This is a genomic window from Tateyamaria sp. ANG-S1, from assembly GCF_000814025.1.
Classification (GTDB): domain Bacteria; phylum Pseudomonadota; class Alphaproteobacteria; order Rhodobacterales; family Rhodobacteraceae; genus Tateyamaria.
The window spans coordinates 1-18,161 of record NZ_JWLL01000014.1 but is presented as its reverse complement, the minus strand read 5'-3'; the positions used below and the strand labels follow the sequence as shown (position 1 = coordinate 18,161).

13 protein-coding genes and 1 pseudogene are annotated in these 18,161 nt (G+C 57.7%); 12 read left to right on the top strand and 2 right to left on the bottom strand.

From position 1 onward, the window contains the following. Positions 1-127: 127 nt before the first annotated feature. From RA29_RS19425 to RA29_RS19405, 5 genes are read left to right on the top strand one after another with little or no spacing between them, the layout of a single operon-like run. The gene (locus tag RA29_RS19425) at positions 128-1,672 is read left to right on the top strand and encodes a UbiA family prenyltransferase (RefSeq protein WP_206540158.1); all 1,545 of its coding nucleotides are present in this window, start codon (positions 128-130) and stop codon (positions 1,670-1,672) included. A gap of 10 nt (positions 1,673-1,682) precedes the next feature. Next, positions 1,683-2,102: a GtrA family protein gene (locus tag RA29_RS19420; protein ID WP_039689171.1), complete on the top strand. Its 420-nt coding sequence runs from the start codon at positions 1,683-1,685 to the stop codon at positions 2,100-2,102. Continuing rightward, positions 2,099-3,424: an FAD-binding oxidoreductase gene (locus RA29_RS19415; protein ID WP_039689169.1), complete on the top strand. Its 1,326-nt coding sequence runs from the start codon at positions 2,099-2,101 to the stop codon at positions 3,422-3,424. The genes RA29_RS19420 and RA29_RS19415 overlap by 4 nt, the downstream gene beginning before the upstream one ends. Continuing rightward, positions 3,421-4,182: an SDR family oxidoreductase gene (locus tag RA29_RS19410; RefSeq protein WP_039689167.1), complete on the top strand. Its 762-nt coding sequence runs from the start codon at positions 3,421-3,423 to the stop codon at positions 4,180-4,182. Before RA29_RS19415 ends, RA29_RS19410 begins: the two co-directional genes overlap by 4 nt. A gap of 10 nt (positions 4,183-4,192) precedes the next feature. Beyond that, positions 4,193-5,776, top strand: a complete 1,584-nt coding sequence (locus RA29_RS19405) for a hypothetical protein (RefSeq protein WP_039689165.1) — start codon at positions 4,193-4,195, stop codon at positions 5,774-5,776. A gap of 17 nt (positions 5,777-5,793) precedes the next feature. Here the strand turns inward: RA29_RS19405 and RA29_RS19400 are convergent, their stop codons facing one another. Next, positions 5,794-7,425 (bottom strand): glucan biosynthesis protein D, encoded by a 1,632-nt coding sequence (locus RA29_RS19400; RefSeq protein ID WP_082029636.1) that lies wholly within the window; start codon positions 7,423-7,425, stop codon positions 5,794-5,796. A gap of 309 nt (positions 7,426-7,734) precedes the next feature. Here RA29_RS19400 and RA29_RS19395 point away from each other — a divergent pair, with 309 nt between their 5' ends. Both RA29_RS19395 and RA29_RS19390 read left to right on the top strand, forming a co-directional pair. Continuing rightward, entirely contained in the window at positions 7,735-7,968 is a 234-nt protein-coding gene (locus tag RA29_RS19395) for a type II toxin-antitoxin system CcdA family antitoxin (RefSeq protein ID WP_039689162.1), read from the top strand. A 140-nt stretch (positions 7,969-8,108) separates the two neighbouring features. Beyond that, positions 8,109-8,936, top strand: a pseudogene (locus RA29_RS19390) (DUF1403 family protein). Positions 8,937-9,555: 619 nt separating this feature from the next. Here RA29_RS19390 and RA29_RS22600 read toward each other — a convergent pair. After that, entirely contained in the window at positions 9,556-10,707 is a 1,152-nt protein-coding gene (locus RA29_RS22600) for a rhamnan synthesis F family protein (RefSeq protein WP_082029635.1), read from the bottom strand. A gap of 745 nt (positions 10,708-11,452) precedes the next feature. Between RA29_RS22600 and RA29_RS22150 the strand changes: the two genes are divergently transcribed. From RA29_RS22150 to RA29_RS19360, 5 genes are all read left to right on the top strand, one after another. Further along, positions 11,453-14,662, top strand: a complete 3,210-nt coding sequence (locus RA29_RS22150) for a glycosyltransferase (protein WP_082029634.1) — start codon at positions 11,453-11,455, stop codon at positions 14,660-14,662. Next, positions 14,659-15,696, top strand: a complete 1,038-nt coding sequence (locus RA29_RS19375) for a glycosyltransferase (protein WP_193743591.1) — start codon at positions 14,659-14,661, stop codon at positions 15,694-15,696. Before RA29_RS22150 ends, RA29_RS19375 begins: the two co-directional genes overlap by 4 nt. A gap of 22 nt (positions 15,697-15,718) precedes the next feature. Further along, on the top strand, positions 15,719-16,633 hold the full coding sequence (locus RA29_RS19370) for a hypothetical protein (protein ID WP_082029632.1): 915 nt from the start codon (positions 15,719-15,721) through the stop codon (positions 16,631-16,633). 226 nt (positions 16,634-16,859) lie between these two features. Further along, entirely contained in the window at positions 16,860-17,168 is a 309-nt protein-coding gene (locus RA29_RS19365) for a hypothetical protein (protein WP_039689158.1), read from the top strand. 94 nt (positions 17,169-17,262) lie between these two features. Further along, positions 17,263-18,042: a hypothetical protein gene (locus RA29_RS19360; RefSeq protein ID WP_039689156.1), complete on the top strand. Its 780-nt coding sequence runs from the start codon at positions 17,263-17,265 to the stop codon at positions 18,040-18,042. Positions 18,043-18,161: the final 119 nt, after the last annotated feature.

The following is an 18,161-nucleotide window of genomic DNA, read 5'->3' as shown; positions in this document are numbered from 1 at the left end:
CCTCGGCACGCTCGCAAACTGCCTGAATGTTCCGCGTTCAACAGGGCGAAAATGGCGGGTGAAACGTCCGATGCGACATATGATCAAACGCCCCGAGACGGGAAAGAACCCAGAGAGAGATACGCGCATGACGGTCAAGAACCATGTCGACAGCCTTTCAAACTCTGACATGACAGAGATCCAAAGCGGCGTCGGCGATGCCGCTGCACAACGGGGCGCAGACACCGCACTCCCCAACCTGCCGGACCTTGAAACAGCCGTCGACACACCCCTCGTGGTTGACCTCGATGGCACATTGCTGCGGTCCGACCTGCTGGTCGAAACCGCCTTCCGCCGCCTTGCGCGCGCGCCCGGATCGATCTTCGGCATGCTGGGCGCGCTAAATAAGGGCAAGGCGTCACTCAAGGACTTCCTGTGCGCCGGCATGGACTGCGCCCCCGAAACCTTGCCCTATGACAAGACGATCCTGTCGATGATCCGTCTGGCCCATCTGGCCGGGCGCAAGGTCTACCTCGCCTCCGCCTCGCACGAGGATATGGTCAAGGCCGTCGCCGATCACCTCGGCATTTTCACCGGCTACTACGCAACCACCCCAACCGTGAACCTGTCGGGCCGGGCCAAGGCTGAGCTTATGATCAAGGAATTCGGCAGCAAAGGCTTTGACTACGTGGGCAACGCGGCAGCCGACCTGCCCGTTTGGGAACATGCCCGCCAGCCCATCGCCATCCGCACCCCGCCCAGCGTCTCTGCAAGGCTGCGCAAGATGGCGCCCCATGCACAATTCATCGAAGACAACGGCGCAACCCTGCGCGACTGGGCGCGGCAGTTCCGGGTGCACCAGTATTCCAAGAACGCGCTGGTCTTCGTGCCGATGATCGCAGCCCACGCGCTCAGCTTCCAGAACCTGTTCGTCTCGGTGGTCGCCGCACTGGCCTTCTGCATGGCGGCGTCGGCCTGCTACATCCTGAACGACCTGGTTGATCTGCAAGAGGACAGGGCCCACCGCACCAAGCGCAACCGCCCGTTGGCGCGGGGAGACATCCCACTGATCCACGCCATGCTGGCGATACCCATCCTCCTGATCCTCGGGGCAGTGCTGGCCCTGCCCCTCTCCACAAGCTTCGCCGTCGTGCTGATGATCTACTTCGCCATGACGACGGCCTATTCCTTCTACCTGAAGAAAATCCTGCTCGTGGACGTGCTCACGCTCGCCGGGCTCTATACCATGCGGCTCTTGGGTGGTGCGGTGGCCATCGGCGTCACGCTGTCGTCGTGGCTGCTGGTCTTTGCCCTGTCGATCTTCGTCTCGCTGGCGCTGATGAAACGCTTCGTCGAACTGACGGCCTGCGCCGATGCCGACCGCGCCTCGCCAGAGAACCGGGACTACGAAAACGTCGACCTCAGCATGATCGCAGCACTCTCGGCGGCGGCAGGCTTCAACGCGGTCACGGTCCTTGCGCTCTATGTCTCGGGCCACACTGTTACGCAGCTTTACAGCCGCCCCGAAATCCTGCTGCTTGTCTGCCCGATCATGACCTACTGGATCGGTCGCGCCCTGATCCTCGCGCAGCGGAGGCAGATGCAGGACGACCCAGTCGTCTTTGCGATCAAGGACCCGATGAGCCGGATCAGCGGTATTGCCATGCTGGCCGTGTTCGTGCTGGCAATCTGACGGACGTACCATGTTGAAATCCCTGTCCGAAGGTCACCCGATTGCCCGCTATGCAGTCACGGCAGTTCTGTCCGTGCTGGCCAACCTGCTGGCGCAAGAGGCTACGGTGCAAAGCGTGCCCGCCGCCCACCTCATGGTCTCTATCGTTGTCGGCACGCTCGTCGGCTTCTTCATGAAGTACGTCATCGACAAAACATGGACCTTCCGCGAGGCTTATACGTCCCCCCGCGGCGAGGCGCAGCGCATCACGCTGTCAGGCCTGTTCAGCGTTGCAACGACGATCATCTTCTGGTCGTTCGAACTGGGCTTCTACGCCATCTGGCAGACGGACTTTGCCAAGTATCTCGGCGCCGTCATCGGCCTCAGCATCGGCTACGTCCTGAAGTTCTGGCTCGACCGCCGCCACGTGTTCCGCGAGGCCACTATATGAAAGATCTCAGCGGTTGGGGCCGGTATCCCCGCCTTTCCGGGCCACTTGGCACGGCACGGGACACGGGCCCCGCAGCCACGGCCACAGCGACGCTACCCGGCGTGATCGCCCGCGGCCTCGGCCGGTCCTACGGCGACGCCGCCATCGGGCGGGACAACACGATTGACGCCACCGGCCTCAACCGGATGCAGTCCTTCGACCCCAAGACCGGCATCCTCGCCGTCGAGGCAGGCGTGCCACTAGCCGACATCATCGACACCTTCCTGCCGCAGGGCTACTTCCCCTGCGCTGTCCCCGGCACGCGCTTCGTCACCGTGGGCGGCATGATCGCCTCGGACGTGCATGGCAAGAACCAGCATATCCACGGCACCTTCGGCGACCACGTGGCGTGGCTGAAGCTGGCGATGCCCGACGGGCGCGTCATGCGATGCAGCCCGCATGAAAACGCGGACCTGTTCAAAGCCACCATCGGCGGCATGGGCCTCACCGGCACGATCTTGTCGGCAGGCTTCCGACTGAAACAGGTCGAAACCGGCTGGATCCGCCAAACCACCCACGTCGCCGCCAATCTAGGCGAAGCGGTGCGCCTTCTCAGCCAAACCGCAAACGCCACCTACACCGTCGCCTGGATCGACGTACTGGCACGCGGTGCCTCGCTGGGCCGGTCCCTGATCCTCGAAGGGGAACACGCTACGGCCGACGAGCTCCCATGGGGTGACGTCCGCTTCCCGCCCTCCACCAACGGCCGCCTCGCAGTGCCCATGGACATGCCCGGCTGGCTTCTGAACGCCATGACCGTCCGCGCCTTCAACGAGCTTTACTACCGCAACGGCGCACGCAAGGCCGGGCAAACCACCACCGTCCCGTGGGACAGCTATTTCTTCCCGCTCGACGGCATCGCCCACTGGAACCGCATCTACGGGCGGCGCGGGTTCGTGCAGCACCAATGCGTCATCCCCGAGGCCAAGGCCGAAAGCGTCGTCGCGGGCATACTCGAACGGATTTCCAGCCACGGGGCAGGGTCGTTCCTCGCCGTCCTCAAACGGCTTGCACCGGGATCGGGCCTCATGTCCTTCCCGATGGAGGGACTGACCCTCGCCCTGGACATCCCTTTCAGTGAAAAACTGAAACCGCTCCTGGCCGAGATCGACGCGCTTGTCGTTGCAGCAGGCGGTCGCCTGTATCTCGCCAAGGATGCCACCCAATCGCCCACGACCTTCGCAGCGGGCTACCCCAATCTCGACCGGTTCAAAACGCTCCGGGACGAGATTGGCGCAACTGGCCGCATGGCCTCGAAACTATCAGAAAGACTTGGACTATGACGGACACGGATCGGCACAATTCGCCGAAAAGCCTGCTTGTGGTGGGCGGCACCTCTGACATCGGGCGGGCGGTCGCGTCCACCTATGCCGCACGGGGGTGGAAGGTCACCCTCGCTGCACGCGACACCGAAGGGGCAGAGCGCAACGCCGATGACATCCGCACCCGCACAGGCGCGCATCAGGTGGCGGTCCAACATCTCGACATCCTCGACACCAGCAGCTTCGAGCCGTTCCTCGACGGGCTCGACGCGCTGCCCGATACGGTTGTCTGCGTCGTCGGCATGCTGGGCGACCAGACCCGGGCACAGGAAGACGCGGACCACGCCACCACCGTCCTGCGCACGAATTTCGAAGGACCGGCGCTGTTCCTTGAAATGGCCGCCGCACGGTTCGCTGCACGCGGGCACGGCCTCATCGTTGGCGTCAGCTCGGTCGCAGGCGACCGGGGCCGCGCGTCAAACTACGTCTACGGCGCGGCCAAAGCCGGGTTCACCGCCTACCTCTCGGGCCTGCGCAACCGGCTTGGAAAAACGAATGTCCACGTGGCGACCGTCAAACCCGGCTTCGTCAAAACCAGCATGACCGCCGACATGGATCTGATCGGCCCGCTCACGGCAGAACCCGAAGCCGTCGCCGACCGCATCGCAGCCCTCGAAACCCGACCCTCCGACGTTGTCTACGTCCTGCGCGCGTGGCGGCTTGTCATGTTCATCATCCGCGCCATTCCCGAAGCCCTGTTCAAAAAGCTCAGCCTGTGAGGTGCCCCGCATGTCACGATTAAGCAGCTCCCCCATTGCCCTCGCCACATGGGCCACCACGCTCATCTGCGCCGCCCTTCTTGTGGCGCCCGGGGTCACCGCCTCGTCCATGTATTTCAACGACATTCTGATCTTCCTCGACGGCGCCTACCGCGTGGTCGAAGGGCAGGTGCCCAACCGCGACTTCCACACCGCACTCGGCCCCCTCAACTTCTACCTGCCGGGCCTCGGCTACTGGCTGACCGATCGGCTCGGCATGGCGATGCCCGTGGGTATGGCGGCACTCATGCTGGTGACGGCCCCCATCATGGTCCACGTCTTCGGCACCCGGCTGCGCCCCCTGATCGGCGTCCCACTCGCCATCTTCCTTGTGCTTCTCCTCGCCACCCCCATGAACACGGGCGAGATCCCGGCCAAGATCTCCTTCGCCATGTTCTACAACCGCATCGGCTGGGCGCTTCTGGGCGTGCTGCTGGTGCTACACCTGCAACCGTCGCAGCCCGTGCGCAGGCAGGGGTGGCTCGACGCCGGATCGGCGGCCATCCTGACCATGCTGCTCTTCTATACCAAGATGACCTACGGCGTCGTGGCCCTCAGCTTCCTTGCCATCCTTCTGCTGCAACACGCGCAGCGCGGCTGGGCGGCAGGGGCCATCGGGCTCTGCATCGCCATTGGCCTGCTGGTCGAGGTGTTCTGGGGCGGCACGCGGATGCACATCGCCGACCTGATCGAAGCGACCAAGGTCAGCGGCGTCATCGAATCCTACATCTACGTGCGGTCCTTCATGCGGGTGTCGGGCGAATACATCGTCTTCGCCCTCATCGCGGGCCTTGCACTCTGGCACCGCCTGCGCATCACCGACATCCTGTTCTACCTGCTGTGCGGCGCGGCAGGCTTTGCGCTGATCAACCAGAACTTCCAGCATATCGGGATTATCACGATGCTGGTCGGCAGCGCCGTCGCGGCAGAGATCATGATGCGGCACAAGCGGACGAATGCCTCGATCACGATGAAAAGCCTCGTCCAAGGCGCACCGCTGGCCATCAGCGTCCTGCTCCTGCCCATCGCCCTGTCCTCCGCAGCAGCGGTCGGCATCCACGCTTACATGGCCAGCACTCGCGCAGGGTTCGCGCTGGAAACGCCAAACGGCACGGACATCCGGATCGTCAACATCTTCAACCGGGGCCAATACGACTTCTACCGCCGCTACGGTCAAAGCCTCGGCAGCGGCGCGGCTCTCATTGCATCATTGGAAAGGCCCGACGCGCGCGTTTTGGTGATGGACTTCGTCAGCCCATTCGCGTCACTCGCCGGTCTGCCGCCCCAAAACGGCGGCAACGCCTGGATGCACGACAACCGCAATTTCGACATGCAGGTCCACCTGCCAGCCGAAGAGATGCTGGGCGGCGTCGACGTGGTGATGATCCCCAAACAGCCCGTGGCCGAGGGGACCACCCAGAAAATGCGGGAAATCTACGGCCCCTACCTGAAGAGACACTTCAAACAGACGCGCAACACGGGGCTATGGATGCTCTATGAACGCCGCCCCGTGCCAGAGGCCGTCACCCGCCCCGCCGGGCCGCAAAGCAGCTAGCGGGGCGGGGGCAGGGATCAGCCCTGCTTGCTCCGCTCAACCTCAGCATCCATCAACCACGTCTCGGTCAACGCACGGTCCCGGTGCTTCAGAAAGGCGCGCAGGCTCACAGGCTCGGGGCCGGTCTGAACGAAATCAAAGGTCAGACGCCACCGCTCGGTGCCCACGATGGGATAGGCATCAATGGGCTCCACGATCCGGCCATTCAGCGCGTCGATCACTGGCTCGACGCCACTGTCACGATCCAGCCCCGTCAGCGAAGGACCCTCGAAATCGACAACCATCTTGTCCACACCTTCGGGCAGCGGATCGCCGGGCACACCGCCTTCGCCCTGCCGCGTCGCCACGACCCAGGCGACGCCATCGGGCTGCGGATCCCGCGCGCGCCACTCGATGTCATAATCAAACCGGAACTCCGCACCCTTTTGGGTCGGACCCTCCGGCACCCAATAGGCCACCACGTTGTCAAAGGTTTCATCCGTGGTCGGGATCAGGAACAGCTGCACCTGGCCAGCCCCCCAATCGCCCACAGGCTTCACCCAGGCCGAGGGGCGGCGATTGTAGAACACACCGTCGTCCTGATAATTCTCGAACTTGCGGTCGCGCTGGATCAGGCCAAATCCCTTGGGGTTCTGATCCATGAAACTCGACGTGCTGACGCGTTCGGGATTGCTCAGGGGACGCCAGATCCGCTCGCCATTGCCGGTGGCCAGCGCCAAGCCATCGCTGTCGTGGATCTCTGGGCGCCAGTCACCACCGCCCGCACGGTCCCGTTCGGAATACCAGTACATGCTGGTCAGCGGGGCGACGCCCAGACGCTGGATGTCTTCACGCAGGAACAGATGGGCCGAGATGCGGGTCAGATGCCCTCCATAGGCCGCGTTGCGAACCACGCCAAACCGGTAGGCACCGGTGATCGACAGGCCATCCAGTTCGGCCCAGATCGACAGCTCCTCGTCCTCCTTCTCCGGCGGTCCAAGCCAGAATGCGGTAAAGCGCGGAAACTCCTCGGGTATGTCCAACCCGGTGTTGACCGCAATCCCCCGCGTCGACAGCCCGTATTGCGCCTCCGGCCCATCGGTCCGGAAGTAGGACGCGCCCAGAAACGAAATCCAGTCCGGCTCGAGCCCCGGACGCATGACGCGGAAACCGGCAAAGCCATAGCCCTCGGGCAGATCAAAGGCCGGGTTGTCCTCCGGCATGGAAAAGAAGTCGCGGACGAACGGTACCTCATGCGCCGTGCCCGCCTCGTCCCGGATATAGATCTTGACCGGCTCGGGAAAGAAACGGCCGGGGTGAAACAGCTGCACAGGCGCCTTGTTGCGCCCCACATAAAGCGTCGCATCGGGGCGGAACTGGATCTGCCAATGGGCGCTGTAGTTGACCCTCTCGATGATGTCCGGCGCCGGAATGACGGTCGGCTCATAGGGCTGGTTGGCGGCGTTGCGCGCCTTCTCCACCAACAGTTCAAAGGTCATGGGGCCGTCAGCCGCCGCCGCGTCCGACCGGGCGCTGTTCCACAGGCCAACGGCCAGAAATGCCGCCGACCCGGCCAGCACCGCGCGCCGCGAGGGTTGCGCGACGGCAGTGCGTGCGACCGCGCGTTGGTTTGCCGATACTATTACGGATGTTCGATCAATAAATCTCATTCTAGGGCCTAACCACGCTCACATACTGGGTTTCAGGGGATCAACTGTTGCAGAGTGTATAGAGGCGTGTGATCCGCCATCAATTTTGCCCCGGCGATCCGGCGCGAAGCTGCCGAAACAGGGCAGGGAGCCGCCAAAATCCGCCTGTAGGGCGCTCTTTTTCCATGCGTTCGGGCTTTGACAGCCGCCCAAGCGCCACTTTCGGCAAAGCCCCGCCCACGCGCATCCGGCACCGGCAATCCACACACAACATGCGCATGCTTGATGCGTACGCACTTTGCGCCTACCTTCACGTCCCAGGAGCCGCCGATGAACACGCAAAACCGCCGCAAACCGACCAACCTGTCGCTCGACAACGCGCTTCTGTCCGAAGCCCGCGCGCTGGACGTGAACCTGTCCCGGGCAGCAGAGCAAGGAATACGGGCCGCGGTGCAGCGCGCCCAGATGCTGCTCTGGCAACAGGAAAACGCGGCTGCGCTGGCCAGCTCCAACGCACATGTCGACCAGAACGGCCTCCCGCTGTCACGCGTCCGCCAATTCTGACGGCCCAATTCGACTTATTGAACATAATATAAATCAGCAGGTTGGGGCGGTTACTACACTATATTGTGGGCAAAAGCGCCTCGGTGGGATAGTCTTGTAACACGACATATGCCGCTTGCGCCTTCGACACATTACAGAGAATGCCCTCTTGGGTTACCTCAGGGCGTGCGGAAACCTCTGAAGATGTTGTGTTTTTGTCGGGGGCAGTACTGTCGCATCTGCATCTTGTGTTGGCACAGCCCGATGTGCCCCAAGACTTGTTGCGCGCCAAGCTTGCGCTTCGCGCTGCAGATGTTTGCGTCACTCTTAGCAGTCGGCCCGAACGGGCTTCGGACTTGAGGGACGCGGTGGCATTTGTTCAGCCGGGAGATAACCCCGGTCCGGCGGGGGAGGTCTATCAATCCTGGCAGCGCGCTGTCGAAAGGTCGCTTTCGATCAAGGCGCTGTACCGTGCGCTCCCACATCTCCAACCAGAACAGATTGCAGTCTGGTTGGACGCAGGGCAGGGGGCGCCGATCACTCGAGCTGTGACTGCGTTGGATGTTGTGACAAGGGAGCGTCCGCGTGACTACAGTGCGGCTCTCATCTTGGCCGATGCTGTCTTGGGACAATCACTTGGATGGTCACACGTGTTTCCGTTGTTTTCGCTCGGTTTGAAGCGTGCGGATCTGCGGTTGGACGGTGATGAGCTACGCACAGCTGCTCATCGCGCGGTCGTTAAAGTGGCGTCTCAAGTGGTTCTGGAAACAGCGGATCTTGATCGACGCACTCAAAAACTGTGAGCGGCGTCACCGAGACTTCGTGCCAACGGCGCTGATAAGGCGGTCGCGCTCTCTCTTAAATCTGATACCATTACGCCGATGGATCTCACGAGTTTTGGGTCGCAACGGGCAGCACGACGGTTTTCCGATCGGCTGGTTGAAGTCGGCGCCGCGCGCGAACTGACTGGCCGCGATAAATTCCAGTGAACGGGACGTGTCCGGCGGTATAACCAAAGCTGAGGATGTCAATCTGAGGCGCGTATTATGCCAAGCCGCAACCGTTATGATGAACCGCAGCCGATCGACATGGCTGCGAACATGTGGAGCGCAGCTCGCGCAGCGGCGTGCCCGCAAAATCGCGATGGTCGCCCTCGCACGCCGCATCGCAGTCATCTTGCATCGGATTTGGGTCGATGGCACGACCTTCCAGCCGGATGCGGCGCCAAGAGTTGCCTAACCGCATGAGCCGCCACCCGTTGCCTGCCTGATCGAAGGCTTTTTGAGGTCCCCCAGGGACGTGGTTCCGGTGATTCCGCGGTCAGGACTGTCGCTGTTGTTCGCCAAGCACGCCTATGAGATGGACACATCGGAATTACATCAAACCAGCATCATGTTTGCAGCCACTGCGCTGACCACGAACCGAAGCATATACCCAAGGACCTCTGCACAAAATCGCCACAGCACGCATGGTGGACACGAAAAACTACAACTCAACCGCTTTGACAGATCAATCATTCTGCGCAAAGCTACTTGACTGGGGCGAACCCGTTACCGAAGTCCTGACCTTAAGATGCTTAACTGAGGGCGGGTCAAATATGCGCTGACGTCACACACGATCGTAGCCTTGTGATTCTGATATTAATTGCGCCTCCGCGTAAATCTCGGCTCCAGCCTCACCCTCAATACGGGAAATCAACTTATGCATGGATTGCGCAACTTGAGGTGACGCTGCAAGCGGTGACTTTTTCAAAAACTGGAAGCCACGACGACGAAGTGAATAGCCCGGCAATACATAACCACTCGCTTGCCTTGAGACTGCGGAGAGTATTATAGCAATTCGATCTTTGCGACCGGTGTGATTCGTAGGAATGCTTTTCAGCACACGTTGTCGCTCTGCTTCAAGCCGCGGCGAAGAAGGAATGATCAAATCACTAGCGATTTGGTCGATCTCAAAATCGTTCATTGCGGTCAGTTCAGCATCCAAACATTCAACTTCATACGTCGCTCCGTGACTGAAACCTCTTTTCAAAACCCATTGTGACAAGCCAATTTCGCCGCGCCGCACCGTTCGCGATTTATCATTGCGAATTTCGAGTTGTTTCCAATATCGCAAGAAACCCGGGTGTTGCAGAATGGACTGCCCTATTCCCAGAGCATAAGAAGCATAGTGAAAATTTCGATGATGGACGCTGAATGACCATTTGATTTCTCGAAACTTTTCGGGGTCAACACGGGGCATGGCAAAATTCGATGTCGCTCCTACGAAATCCACACCCAAGGTACGCGCATCGTCAAACCAGCTGGTCTTCTGAGGCACCAACCATACTGAATCATTAATGAGCCATAGCCGAGAAAGTGACGGCAACTGATCCGCGATTTCCAGTACGCCGTCGCGATAACCTCCAAAGTCGTAACCAACATTGGGACGCTCAAGGACCCAAGCAGACAATGGCGTCAGCAGCATACGATCTGTATCAGAAAGCGGTTGGTTCGAAACAACAAATGGAGAAATGCCGCTTGCAACCATTTCGCGCAGCATCCGCAGATGAGACGGCAGGACTCCATTTGAAGGAAATATCAAATAGATACCGATCTCGGGACCAAGGGGCAGAACACCTTGATGCCGTTTGATGCGCCGTGCCAGTACACCATCATAATATCGACGCAGATAAAGTGAGCGTACGAGCTCAGTTGCACCGCGAACCGGTGCTGAAATCAATCGTAGAAGCTCACGGCGAATTTTCCAAAGTGGAGGCATAGAAGTATCCGGCTGGCAACGTTTTGCGGTAGTTCAACACGCCACTCTAATTATTTGCTTTCAAAAGAAAATGCCAGAGGCCCCGCTCAAAAAATCCTTGCGCCACAGCTACACTTCAAAGGCCCGCCTAAAAATTTTCGCGCGCAACGTCAGAGGCTCTGGATGCCGCGCCGCACGCTGGCGCCCGGCTGGGATGTCCATACACTCTAGGCAGAGTGGCGCAGCTTTCTTTGGGCTGAAACGGCCTACAATTGCTTGGTGTAAGCCGACAAAGCACTTCTTGGCTGAGTGAAAAGCGGGTGCGGGGGGGGGGCGGCAGGATGAGTTTTACAAAGCGTTAAGCTTCTGTTGTTGCAGCCGGCTCGCATTACCTGTTTTAGGGACTGTAGAGGAGGCCGTTATTGGCCAGCAACTCTTACAGCGTGCCTTCTTCTTCTAACAGGCCGTCCTTGATCACCATGATCTTGCCTGAGTTGATGATCGTCGGTAAACGGAGCGCGGTGACCATCGTGGTGCGCTCTTTGGTCACACGGCAACGGTTACAAAGTAGACGGAACGTATTCTACACCTGAAGGGTCCGGATTAGGGGGGCTTGGACACGTCCGATCGGTGGCTTTCTGTTCGGCCAAGATCCCTGTTGTTCGGCAGGTAGATTGCCGTTAGCTGTATGTGAGCTGGTACGTAGCCCAAAGACTACGGGAAAAGATATCGAGCGAAGCTTCAATATCATTAAGGAATGACATAAATGATGGACGGAACAGGCGTGGGAAAAACCCTATTAGAGTTATATAGCGAGCATCATGGCAAAGTTAGTGACAAGTGGGAATCATATCTAACATTTTACGATAGATTGCTGAGTAAGTTTCGCCTCCAAAATGTCAGAATCCTGGAAATTGGTATACAAAATGGCGGGAGTCTTGAAATATGGGAAAAATACTTCCCGAATTTCGAAAAGATTGTCGGCTGCGACATAGACGAAAAATGTTCCCGACTGACTTACGGCAATGATCGTATCTCCGTAGTTGTTGGCGATGCTACGGATAATGATACCGAAAAGCGCGTTATTGAAATTTCCGATCAATTTGACATCATTATTGACGACGGATCACATGAATCCGGTGATATTGTCAAAGCGTTTGCCCATTACTTCAAGTATCTAGCGCCCGGTGGCCTGTTCATCGCGGAAGACCTACACTGCAGTTACTGGAAAGACGATTTCAACGGTGGACTGCATGCTCCTTTTTCAAGTATGAGCTTTTTCAAATCACTTGGAGATATAGTTAATTTCGAGCATTGGGGTTTGAACGCCAATGCGACCGATAGGCTAAGATACTTTTCCGAGACATATGACGTGACGTTTGAAGATTCTGATGTATTGAGCATTGAGAGCGTGCATTTTCAGAACTCCGTCTGCGCGGTTTCGAAATCCTTGAACGCGCAAACCTTGCTTGGAAAGCGCGTGGTGGTGGGCGGCGATGCAATCGTATCGCCTGATCCGATTAAGGCGCGCGGGATGACACTCACGGCTCCGGATCAAAGTGACAACCAGTGGAGTGCTGGTGTACTACCCTTAGAAGCAATTATCTCCGGCTACTTCGATCCAACTGCCCACCAACGCGAGTTGATGGCGCAGGTAAACAGCTTGAAAGCTCAAGTAGCAGCAGAACAACTCCACGCCGCGCGCTTGCAGGAGGTTCTTTCCATACAGGAAGCCACGGTTGAAAGTCTAATTGGGGATTTGGATCGCTTAAAGTCTGCTATGAAGCGTCCGGTCCTGTCGAAATTGGTGTCAAGGACAGCGATGCTAGCGGCGAATATGCCTGGTTTATCGGACCGTCGCCGACAGAAATTGCAGAAATCATCGCGTAAAAGAAACCCGGAGTTCTTCACGAAAAGCTTCATCTCTGCACTGACGACTTTGAAAGCCGATTCCGCCGCCCACGCGGGACGGGTCAAAGGACACAACGCTCTCCTTGGCAACGATTTGGATGGACGCCCCATCGTAGACGCCGACACCGACCGTGATGTTGATATCGTTGTCTGTATTCACAACGCGTTGAACGATGTGAAAGCATGCTTATCATCGATTATTGCAAACACCAGGCCGCCTTACAGGCTGATACTCGTAGATGATGGCAGCATGGACGACACAAAGCTGTATCTTGAGGAGTTTGCAGCTGCCCAGGGCGCGAGCCTCCTACGCAGTGATGTTGCAGGCGGTTACACCCGAGCGGCCAACCGGGGCATGAGAGCATCGACCGCGCCGTGGACCGTATTGCTAAACAGCGACACAATCGTCCCCTTTGGATGGATCGAAGAGCTTTTGAAAGTTGGTGAATCCGATGAAAAAATCGGAATAATCGGGCCGTCTTCTAACACTGCGTCGTGGCAATCCGTGCCGCTGTTATTCAACGAGGATGGCGACTGGAACGATAACCCTTTACCACCGAACATCGACGTCCAGCATATGCAGAAACTTACGTCCTCAGTCGCGCCGCCACAAGGAATAGATTTCCCATTTATCAACGGCTTTGCTTTCATGATCCGTCAGTCGCTCATTGATGACATCGGGATCTTCGACGAGGAAAATTTCGGCGCCGGATACGGCGAGGAAAACGATTTTTGCATTCGGGCGCGACAGGCGGGCTGGAAGTTGATCTTCGCGCCAAACGTCTATGTTTTCCATGCGCAGTCTAAAAGCTATAGCACTGAAAAACGGCTGAAGCTCGCGGCAGCTGCAGATCAGAATCTCAGTGCGAAACATGATCCACAAAAGCACATCTGGCCACAGGTCCAAAATTGCAAGGACAGTCTGGCAGCCCTGTCGTTCCGCGCACGCCTCGCAGCTACGCTGGAATATGCAGATGCGCCAGAAGTCTCGTTCGGGGGCAAGCGTGTGGCCGTGTTATGCCCAATTAACTTTGCTGGCGGCGGCGGCAATATCCTCGTTCAGGAAAGCTTGCTTATGACTCACCTGGGCGCACAGGTTTATTTGATAAACTATGAGTCCAACCAAAGAGTCTTCGAAAAAAGTTACCCCGAACGCGCATCGACCCTGTATTTTAAGAACGATGCCGCGATCAAGGCGTTTCTGCAAAAAAATGAGCAGGGCTTTGACGCGGTGATCGCATCGGCATATTTTACCACCGATTGGATCCCAGATCGCTTCGATGGTAACGCGCCAAAGCTTGGATACTACATTCAAGATGATGAGCCGGCGTTTTTCAAAAAGGCATCATCTGAGTACCACGCTGCAGTCGAATCCTACAAGATTCTTGACCGTGCTAGCGGGTTCACCAAAACCAACTGGAATGCCGATGCTATCGCAAAGCGCGGTTTTCCTAGACCTGCTGTTATCGGTGCATCCGTTGATCTTTCACTCTTCCGTCCCAAAGGGCGTGACCTCGTTCCGCACAGGCCAACCCGCCTCGCCGCGATGTTGAGGTTCGAGTCGGGCATTGTAGACCGTCGCGCACCAGATCAAACCATGCGAGTTTTGAACCGTCTGGCCTCAACCTATGGCGCATCGGTCGATTTGGTCGTATTCGGAAGCGACCTCAACCATGAACGGAAGTTTGGCTTGACCCCTAGTATAACCGACCTGGGGCGGCTGCGCCCCGATGAAGTTGCGTCTCTCATGCGAAACGTCGACGTGTTCCTCGACTTCTCGCAGTGGCAAGCCATGGGGCTGAGCGCAATGGAGGCCATGGCAAGCGGATGCACGGTTGTTATGCCCCGAAACGGGGGGGCGATCGATTTCTGCGTCGACGGGCACAATGGGCTGATCGTTGACAGCGGGGACGAAGATGCCTGCTTCGCGGCAGCTAGCCGCTTAATCGACAACCCGGACTTGCTGGCTGAATTAAGAAAAAACGCAACTCAAGATGTATGTCAATTTTCTCAGAAACGTTCCGCGCAGCGCATCCTCGAGCTCTTGTTCGGAGCGGCGGAGTGAGCTTGCGGATCCACATCCTTCCCGAAACGCCTGCGACGCTGCCGCTGTGGGTCTGCGCGCAGGTTCGGCTAATCGATCCGTTGACGCACCCATCCGTCGAGGGTTTGGTAAACGCCTCTTATAGCATCGACGGGAGATTGCCCGGCGGTCGCATCGATGTTGTTATGATGCAGCGGAGCGGATGGCCGGATCTGAGCCTCGAAGCTGCGCAGACGGTCGTGCGTTTGATACGCACACGCGGTGCCAAACTGGTCTATGACATCGATGATGACCTGTTCAGCGCACATCCAATCCGGTCCATAGAGGCACACCTTGCTAAGAAGCGGCCCGTCATGCGCTTCCTCGCTTCCGAAGCCGATTTAATCATCTGCTCAACGAGCTCCTTGGCTGATCGGATGGCCGCTTGGCCGGCTGTCAAACGCGTTTGGCGAAATGCACTGAACGAGCGTCTTTTAACCGAGCGTTCTACAAAGGTTAAAAACAGTAACCGTTACAAAGTCGTTGGATATGCCGGAACACCTAGCCACCTGCGGGATTTGTTGTCAGTGACGGAGTCGCTGCGCGGTGCGCTTGCGGGCCATAAAGACCGGTTTGGCCTCGAATTCTTTGGGGTTGCCAATGCTGGTCACCTTCAGAGTCTGTTCGACCAGCTAATGCTGTCAGCGCCCCGGACGGCGTCTGGATACGGCAGCTATTTGAAGGCTATGCAATCGGACGTGACCTGGGATGTCGCGATCGCCCCACTCGCAGCCCGTCCATTCAACGAAGCAAAATCCGACATAAAGTTCCTCGAATACTCGGCGTTTGGGTTTCCTGGCGTCTACAGCGCATCACACGCCTACAACGGCGTTGTACATGAAGACACTGGACTGCTAGCAGACGCGGATGATTTTGGGCAATCCGTCTTACATCTACTGGAGTCTCCGGAACTGCGCACGCGACTTGCCAAAAACGCCTATGAATACGTGATGCAGGAACGCACACTTGCAACTTGCGCGCACGACCTCGTTTCGATCATAGCTTCTGCGACATAGAATAGCTTTTTGCGGAGCAACCATGGGCCTTCGACGATTTTTGAGAAAGCAGCGTCGCGCGCTTGCCACTTTGGGGGCGGCGCAAGCGATCGGTGATCAACAATGCAAGGCACCCGGTCTAATCCCGGAACCGGCCCACGAAGCGTTCCGTGGAACCCATCCTCTTGTCACACCGCGCGAAAAGATCCACCTCCATCGCGAGGTGATTTCAGCCGAACTTGGCCGAGCCGGGTTAACTCTTGAAATCGGACCTTATTTCCATCCCGTCGTTAAAGGCCCGAATGCCCGTTACTTCGATGTGTTCGATACGGAGGAGCTGAAGAGGCGGGCTGACGAAGATCCCAATCCGATCGTGACGGCCGATACTGTGCCTGATATGCACTACTCCGATCCCCATGGGGACATCTCAACCATACCGGAGACATTTGCCGAGGTCTTCAGTTCTCATTGTATTGAGCACCAGCCGGATCTCATCTCACACTTCGAGAAGGTATATGATCTACTCGAACCGGGTGGTCGATATATCGCCTTCGTACCGGACAAGCGGTTTTGCTTCGACCATTTCTCGCCCTATTCCTCCGTTGCAGACATCCTTCAGGCTTTTGCGGAGAAAAGAACCCGACATACGCTCGCCTCCGTTACAAACCTAATTGCCGGGCGCACTCATAACGACGCATCGCGCCATTGGCTGAAAGATCACGCCGACGCTGATTATTTTACAGGTTATCCTGACCGCGTAAAAACAGCCTTAGAGATTTTTCAAAGTGCAGGCGGTAACTACATCGACTGTCATGCATGGCGCTTCAAGCCAGACAGTTTTGCACAAATCTATGATGTATTATATCGGCTGGGGCAAGTACGACTACGTCTGGTGGAGGTCGGTGACAGCCGACAAAACACACAAGAGTTTACTATCATACTGGTCAAAGATGGTTAGCGCCCGGTTTCTACCGCATTGGCTGTTTTTTGACACGTGCGATGATGTCGGGCTCGGCGACAAAGTCATCTTGAACCGCGCCGGGTTTGCCGGAGGCTGATTGCTGTTAGTTACGCGGCCATATCTTCAGTTTCCAGAGCCGCGTAGAAGTTTGCTTCGGCCTCTACTCGCAGCCTTTTTGGCCCTCGCTGGCGCTGGCGATTTGCCGGAACCGGACGAGGATTGGATGACCACCATCGAGGCTGCGTCTCCGCCCGATATGAAGACGATGCTGTTTGTCGGTCTGCGTCCGATTGCTTCCGGGTATTGTCCTTGCTGTGGCGCTGAGTGCCATGCCGTGTTCGAGATCGAAGGCAAAAACGTGCTCATTGAGCGCTGGAGTATCGCAACCACGGTTCTCCTTTTGACAGATAGGTCACTCCTGCCGAAGCTCCCGTCAAAGTGGTACTTTGAATGGGAGCATTATTTTGAGCAAGTACGTGAGACTGGGCGATGCCACGTCACCGGAACGGCTGGTGAGGTTGGACGTGTTTGAGGCCGCAACAGAGAACCGGTACCCGTGGTCGCAATATGATCCGAACCAGCAAAAGGTCCTGCGATATGGGCATTGCCCTGAATGCCATGGGGCTATGCAACTCATCAACATTGAGAACCCCAACCCGCAGAAGGTGCCGCATGGACGACACCGGCTAAAGCACGTCGAAGGCTTTGACTATTGCCTCGAACGCATCCTGGGATGCTCAAAACTCAAACGGAGCAAGAAGCAGGAACTTGAGACTGAAAACACGATTCTGACCCAGGATGCTATTCAACGTCGGAGCTTCCTGGTCGAGAACTTCAACCTCGTTGCCGTCATGTTCGCGGAAGAGACGGGCATCTCTTTGTATCGCAAGCAATTCAAGAAGATTTTGCAGATCTACCTAGAAAATGGCTGGTATCGTTGGACCACTGCAACTTGTGGCAACCTACCATGGCTCTTCGGTCGTGTGACATTCAACTTCAGTCTTTACGGTCAAACACTGGCTAAGGGATCACCACTTCGCGCAGCTGTTCTGTCACAGATACCTTCCGCCGGCATTGGTCCAAGAGAGCAGCTTCTCAGGACAGGCACCGAATACTTTACCGTCGAATTTGGCCTGCGCGAGCATGTTGTTCGCCAAGATGCGGCGGGCAACACACGCGAAACCATCACGCTGCATGTGCACCGGAAGGGCGTCCGTAGTCTCCCAGATGCCAAGATTTACGAGGAAGTCCTTGAGATAAAGCCGGATGTGTTCCTGCGGCGCGTTGCGCGTAAGACAGAGCCCAATCGGTCCGGTGCAGCCCTGTTGGAGATGGCACGTGATACGCTTGCCGACTATCTCGCCCGACACCCCGAAGCACGTGAACCGTCAAAAGGGGCTTCCTGATGTCTTCTTCTGAACAAGGACAGCCGATTTTTGCGCCGCCGTAGCACCTTGCTCGGGCCACTGAAGGTCCGGCCATAACGTCAGAACCACTGACATAAATTCACATAATAAAACCTATA